This is a genomic window from Roseicyclus amphidinii (assembly GCF_030163755.1).
In the GTDB taxonomy this organism is placed as follows: Bacteria; Pseudomonadota; Alphaproteobacteria; order Rhodobacterales; family Rhodobacteraceae; genus Roseicyclus; species Roseicyclus amphidinii.
In genome coordinates this window covers 1-5,409 of the sequence record NZ_JASJOE010000115.1, presented here as the reverse complement: position 1 = coordinate 5,409, position 5,409 = coordinate 1, and the positions used below count along the sequence as shown (strand labels likewise).

The following is a 5,409-nucleotide window of genomic DNA, read 5'->3' as shown; positions in this document are numbered from 1 at the left end:
TGAGCGCGACAGGCTCTCACAGAGCGCCTCACAGGCCCGCAGAGCGGCCTTGCGGTTCTCGGGCGGCATTTGGACTGCTCTGGGTGCTACGCTCGCCACAGGGGCGTTTCTGGGCTTCCTGACGGCCTATGTGGTCGAAACGGGCAAAACGCTTCTCACCGTCGAACAGATGGTGCGCTACGGCTGCGGACAGCCCTGGATCGGCGGGCAGACAGTCGATCAGGACGATGGGTCGAGCTTCTGCGCGCACTGGATCGTCACCCCCGAACTGGCCGAGTATCGCAGGAACCGGGATGGGGGGAGCTGACCGTCGATCTTGGCCCGATCCATTCTAAGCAAATCCGGCATTCGCCGCAGGCGCTGCCGGTCAGGTTTGCGCGAAACCTTCCCCTCCCTGCCTGACCCACCCCATCCGGTCGGCGTTCCGCTTGCGGCAAGCACAGACCTCACCGGCATCGGTTCGAACTTTGCACTGTCGGATAAGCAGGCTCCTTCGTCGCCTGCGACCCCAAAAACTACACAGCACTGCGGTCGGTCGCTACGGCGTGTTGAGGGCACGCGCTCCCTTCCTTGGCTGTGCATTTTTTGGGTTCTTATAGATCATAAGAAGGGGCAAAATTTTTCGTAAGCATTTTCAAAGTGTTATAGGGGGGGGGTAGACTCTCTAGGATTGTCCACCCCTAGACAGCCTAGGATTGTCCACCCCTAGACAATCTGGTGTCAGTTTCTGACAATGGGACATTGATAATTGACAATCATTGTGCATTATCAATGTCAGAAACTGACAAGGAAATGGCTGGGGGTGGACAGTGAATTTGCCGGACAAGAAGCGCCCAGGAACTTGGGTTCAGACCGAGCGAGCGGCCCATGAAGCCTGGGCTGCTCTCATGCGCGACAGCCCGAACGCGGCGATGCTGATGCACCTGCTGGTGGCCCGCGTAGGAGAACACAACGCGGTTGTTGTCAGCCAGAAAACGATGGCGAAAATCATGGGGCGTCACGTCAACACGGTGAAAACCGCCTTCAAGACGCTTCGGGATCGAAACTGGATCGAGATACGGCAGGTCGGTGAGCGTGGCACCGTGAACGCCTATATCATCAATGATCGGGTGGCTTGGACCGGAAAGCGCGATGGTATCCGCTACAGTCTGTTCAGCGCAGCGGTCGTTGTGTCGGATGAGGAACAGCCGGATCGCGATCAGCTCGGCCAACAAGAGCCGCTGCGCCGTGTCCCCAGTCTGCTGCGGGACGAACAACAACTTCCGTCAGGGGACGGCCTGCCACCGCCTTCCGAACCAACCCTTCCCGGCATGGAACCCGACTTGCCCGCCACAAAGATTGGCGAAGATGATGCGTAACATAGCGGAACGCTCCTTATCGTTCCTCTTGGAACGCGGCGGAACGCTATGAGCTACACTCTCAATGAAGCCGCAAAGGCTACGGGAAAGAGCAAAACCACCATTCATCGTGCGTTGAAATCTGGAAAGGTTTCAGCCATTAAGCGAGACAATGGAGCCTATGCCATTGAACCGGCGGAACTGCACCGGGTGTTCCCGCCTGTTCCAGCGGAACGGAACGAGGAACGTTCCATTCGGAACGATACGGAACACCTGCGTGACGATCAAGGAACGCTCCGCATCCAACTGGAAACCATTGAAAAAGAGCGTGAGCGCGAGCGCCAGCAGTTGCAGGAAACCATAACTGATCTTCGCGAAGATCGGGACCGATGGCGGCAGCAGGCAACAGCTCTCTTGGAGGACAAGCGACCGCGCGGGTTCTGGAAAAAGCTGTTCGGCAACTAGGGTAAAATGGCAGAGTGCGGAAAAGCGGATCGACAGAAAGCGCCGTGCCTGATCTTAAGTGGCAGATTTCGGCGCTCCGGACCTTCCAAAAGGATCTTCGATAAAGAGCACTGCAACTAAGGAGAAACCCATGAACAAAACTGGTGCACTAATTCATCCGACCTTGGCGAATCCGCCTTTCAATAGAGCGCTGTGGTTCATCACACTGATGGTGGTTGGATCACTCATCATCACTATCTCAGCGAAGATCAAAGTGCCTATGTGGCCAGTCGATATGTCACTTCAGACGCTTGCGATTTTCACTATTGCCGCGACCTTCGGACTACGCCTAGGTCTCGCAACAATTCTGCTTTATCTGGCGCAAGGCGCGCTCGGCCTGCCAGTCTTTCAAGGCTCCCCAGAACGAGGGATCGGCATTGCCTACATGATGGGATCGACCGGTGGCTATCTCGTGGGGTTTGTAGCCATGACCCTAATCACGGGTTGGGCAGCGGATCGCGGCTGGTGGCGAAACCCATTCAAAATTGGAGCAGCAATGCTGCTTGGCGAGATTGTTCTGCTTTTGCTGGGTGCATTCTGGCTCGCATACCTATTCGGAGTTTCGAGAGCTTTCGAATACGGTATAGGCCCGTTCATTGTTGCTGATTTGCTCAAGGTCGCCATTGCCGCTGGCATCGTTTCGGTTATTGGCGTTTGGGTCCGAAAGCTACCGGACAGTGAATCAGTAAATCAATCGTAAGCATTTTTGACGGACCTTTTGACGGACCTATGGATCAATCCACATAGGAGAACCTTCGCTCGGCGATCAGAACATTCATGCGCTACACGGCGGATTTGGCCGTGTAGCGCTACGGCAGTTCACCGAACTGCCTCGTTAGCATTCATCATCTTGACCATCCCCTTAGGTTTTCGTATATACATAAACTATGGTAATGATTGTCTGGGATGAGCCGAAACGGCAGATCAACCTCGCGCGTCACGGGTTGGATTTTGCCGATCTGGATGAATGGTTCTTCCTCGATGCCGTGACGGTTCCCGCCAAGGAAAACCGTCACATGGCGATAGGGCGCTTGAACGATGGGACCATCGCCGTGGTCTTTGCCCTTCTGGGAACGGAAGGTGTCTCGGTGATCTCCATGCGCCCTGCCAGCCGCAAGGAAAGGAGCCTGCTATGACCAACAAGAAGCACAAGCCGATCTCCGAGGCCGAGGAAGCGCGGATTCAGAAGATGATCGCCAGCGACCCGGATGCCCCCGAAGCCACCGATGAACAGATATCCGAAGCCAAGCCCTTTATCGAAGCCTTTCCGGCCCTGGCCGACAAGATGCGAAAAAATGTTGGGGGGCGGCCACGATCTGCGAACCCGAAGGTGCCGGTTTCGATCCGACTGGATCAAGAAGTAGTCACAAAGCTCAAGGCAACAGGTCCTGGCTGGCAAAGCCGGGTGAACGAGATGCTGCGGCGCGAAGTCCTGACTGATCGTTAATCACAGAAGCGCCCGACCGCCCCCCATAAGGCGGGGAGGGCGCGGGCGATCCGCGACAGCCTATAGGCTGTGCCCACGGTCCCGATCGCGATCGGCAATGCTGTCCCGCTCCTTTTCGATCTCCCGCTGACGTTCCAGCTCCACTTCGCGCTCCCGCGCCGCATCCATCTCGGCTTGCCGTTCTTCGGCCTCGCGCCCCTCGCGCAGTGCCGCCGCACGGCCGGCAAGAGTGTCCCGGTCGATCCCCGCCGCCGCCTCGCGCAGCCGCGCCGCGAACGCCTGCGGCGTCTCCCGTTCCGGTTCCGGCGTAGCAACCTCCTGAACCTCGTCCCGGCCCTGATGGGCCTCCCACGCTTCTCGCATCCGCGTTGCAATGTCGGGTTCCTGGCCCCGGCCCCCGGCAAGCGCCAGCTCAGCCTGCCCAGACCCCAGACGGTCCAGAACGCGATCCGCCGCCCGGTCCAGCCAGTCGCGGACGTGGCCCGCCAGCTCGCGGGCAACCTCCATGACCTCGGCCGCGCGGGCCTTGGCCTCGTGCCAGGCGCGGGCGCGGCCGACCTCGATGCCGCGCTCCTTCATCTGCCACGCGCCGGGGGAAAGCTGCGGCAGAGGCGGACGGTCCAGTTCGATAGCCCGCACGGTCTGCACCAACTCCGCGCCCTTGTCGCCGCGCTCCCGCGCCGCCGATGCCAGCTCAAGCGCCTCGTCGCGCTGCGCCACCAGCGTCCGGTGATCCACGCGGTCCGCGATGCCGGCGCGCTCAAGGGCAGCATTGCTGTCCCGCGCCCACGCCTCCCGCCAGCCCTCAAGAACCTCGACTTTGTTCCAGTCGCGGTTCTTGGTGGTGAAGCCGTCTGCATCCACCTCACGGGTGGTCAGCAGAATGTGGGCGTGATGGTTGCGCTCGTCCCCCTCGCGCCCCGGCGCGTGCAGGGCGATGTCAGCCACCATGCCACGGTCCACGAACTGCGCCTGTGCGTAGTCGCGGACCAGGGCGACACGCTGCGCATGGGTCAGCTCGTCGGGGAGGGCCACGCGGACCTCGCGGGCGACCTGGCTATTCTTGCGGGTCTCGGATTCCTCGACCCGGTTCCACAGCTCGGATCGGTCACGGACCCAATCCGGCGCATGATCCGGCGCGAGGATTTCGGTGTGATCGACGCCGCTCCGCGCCGCGTAGTCGAAGACCAGCCCGGTGCGGCGGTCCTCGATCCGCTCGGCCACGCGGTAGGCGATAGCCGCCGTGGCGCTGCGGCCCTGGCTGCGGGAAATCATCGAAGCTCGAAGATGGTAGATCGCCATTCGGTGCCGCACTTCGCTTAGGGGTCGAGGGGAAACGCCAGTCTCCCCCGCCCACACAAACGCGCAGCGTTTGTATAAGTGGGCACTTCGTGTCTTGCTCTCTACCTAAGGCTACGCCTAAAAGCAACATGGGACAGTGGCAGCGGAGACCGGAATGGCGCGGAGCATAGATCAGCAGATTGCAACAACGCAGGCCAAGCTGGCCCGCCTGAAACAGCGCCAGAAGGCCAGCGAGACCCGGCGGAAAATCATCGTCGGGGCCATCGTGACAACCGAAGCCCTGAAAGACCCGAAGATTGCACGGTGGATGGCGGCAACCCTGCGCAAGAACACCACCCGCGAAGTCGATCAGAAAGAGCTGGTCGGGCTGCTGGCGGAACTGGATCAGGTGGCGGCGAAGGCCGACCGGACATGAGCAAGGATCCGTTTCAGATACTTGCCGACGAGCTGACCCTGATCCGCAAGGACATGGACCAGCTCCAGCGCACCAGTCTCAACAAGGACGAGGCCGAAGCCTTGCACCAAATCGTGGCCGAGGCGGTGTCGGACATGCGGCAGGCGACCAAAGAAACCCCGCAGGCCCTCCAGAGCGCGTTGAAAGCCGACAGGGGGCAGATGGCCCGCGAAGCCTCCGTAGCGGCCACCAGAGCCGCGCAGGAGGCCGTTGAAGGCATCCGGGCGGAATTGACCTCTGAGCGCGACAGGCTCTCACAGAGCGCCTCACAGGCCCGCAGAGCGGCCTTGCGGTTCTCGGGCGGCATTTGGACTGCTCTGGGTGCTACGCTCGCCACAGGGGCGTTTCTGGGCTTCCTGACGGCC

Annotated in this window: 9 protein-coding genes; 8 read left to right on the top strand and 1 reads right to left on the bottom strand. The window is 60.5% G+C overall.

Annotated features, from left to right (window positions below):
• From QQK83_RS18775 to QQK83_RS18750, 6 genes are all read left to right on the top strand, one after another.
• The coding region (locus QQK83_RS18775) for a hypothetical protein (protein WP_284266891.1) at positions 1-307 on the top strand (307 nt) is incomplete at its 5' end.
• 580 nt (positions 308-887) lie between these two features.
• Positions 888-1,358: a helix-turn-helix domain-containing protein gene (locus QQK83_RS18770; protein ID WP_284266890.1), complete on the top strand. Its 471-nt coding sequence runs from the start codon at positions 888-890 to the stop codon at positions 1,356-1,358.
• Positions 1,359-1,406: 48 nt separating this feature from the next.
• Positions 1,407-1,802, top strand: coding sequence for a hypothetical protein (locus QQK83_RS18765; RefSeq protein WP_284266888.1), 396 nt, complete (start codon positions 1,407-1,409; stop codon positions 1,800-1,802).
• A gap of 130 nt (positions 1,803-1,932) precedes the next feature.
• Positions 1,933-2,541, top strand: a complete 609-nt coding sequence (locus QQK83_RS18760; RefSeq protein ID WP_284266886.1) for a biotin transporter BioY — start codon at positions 1,933-1,935, stop codon at positions 2,539-2,541.
• Between the two features lie 187 nt (positions 2,542-2,728).
• Positions 2,729-2,977, top strand: coding sequence for a BrnT family toxin (locus QQK83_RS18755; protein ID WP_243614846.1), 249 nt, complete (start codon positions 2,729-2,731; stop codon positions 2,975-2,977).
• On the top strand, positions 2,974-3,288 hold the full coding sequence (locus QQK83_RS18750) for a BrnA antitoxin family protein (protein WP_284266880.1): 315 nt from the start codon (positions 2,974-2,976) through the stop codon (positions 3,286-3,288). Before QQK83_RS18755 ends, QQK83_RS18750 begins: the two co-directional genes overlap by 4 nt.
• A 60-nt stretch (positions 3,289-3,348) precedes the next feature.
• Here QQK83_RS18750 and mobQ read toward each other — a convergent pair whose 3' ends face one another.
• A complete protein-coding gene (mobQ, locus tag QQK83_RS18745) occupies positions 3,349-4,590 on the bottom strand; it encodes a MobQ family relaxase (RefSeq protein WP_284266878.1) in 1,242 nt (413 codons plus the stop codon).
• 154 nt (positions 4,591-4,744) lie between these two features.
• Between mobQ and QQK83_RS18740 the strand changes: the two genes are divergently transcribed.
• Positions 4,745-5,005 (top strand): hypothetical protein, encoded by a 261-nt coding sequence (locus tag QQK83_RS18740; RefSeq protein WP_284266876.1) that lies wholly within the window; start codon positions 4,745-4,747, stop codon positions 5,003-5,005.
• Positions 5,002-5,409 (top strand): hypothetical protein (locus QQK83_RS18735; RefSeq protein WP_284266874.1); only part of this gene is annotated, 408 nt, incomplete at its 3' end. The genes QQK83_RS18740 and QQK83_RS18735, both read left to right, overlap by 4 nt.

What these genes read in the sequence shown, in the direction of transcription:
- QQK83_RS18770 (WP_284266890.1), top strand. Translation starts at nt 888, where the DNA reads ATGCGCGACAGCCCGAACGCGGCGATGCTGATGCACCTGCTGGTGGCC.
- QQK83_RS18765 (WP_284266888.1), top strand. Translation starts at nt 1,407, where the DNA reads ATGAGCTACACTCTCAATGAAGCCGCAAAGGCTACGGGAAAGAGCAAA.
- QQK83_RS18760 (WP_284266886.1), top strand. Translation starts at nt 1,933, where the DNA reads ATGAACAAAACTGGTGCACTAATTCATCCGACCTTGGCGAATCCGCCT.
- QQK83_RS18755 (WP_243614846.1), top strand. Translation starts at nt 2,729, where the DNA reads ATGGTAATGATTGTCTGGGATGAGCCGAAACGGCAGATCAACCTCGCG.
- QQK83_RS18750 (WP_284266880.1), top strand. Translation starts at nt 2,974, where the DNA reads ATGACCAACAAGAAGCACAAGCCGATCTCCGAGGCCGAGGAAGCGCGG.
- mobQ (WP_284266878.1), bottom strand. Translation starts at nt 4,590, where the DNA reads ATGGCGATCTACCATCTTCGAGCTTCGATGATTTCCCGCAGCCAGGGC.
- QQK83_RS18740 (WP_284266876.1), top strand. Translation starts at nt 4,745, where the DNA reads ATGGCGCGGAGCATAGATCAGCAGATTGCAACAACGCAGGCCAAGCTG.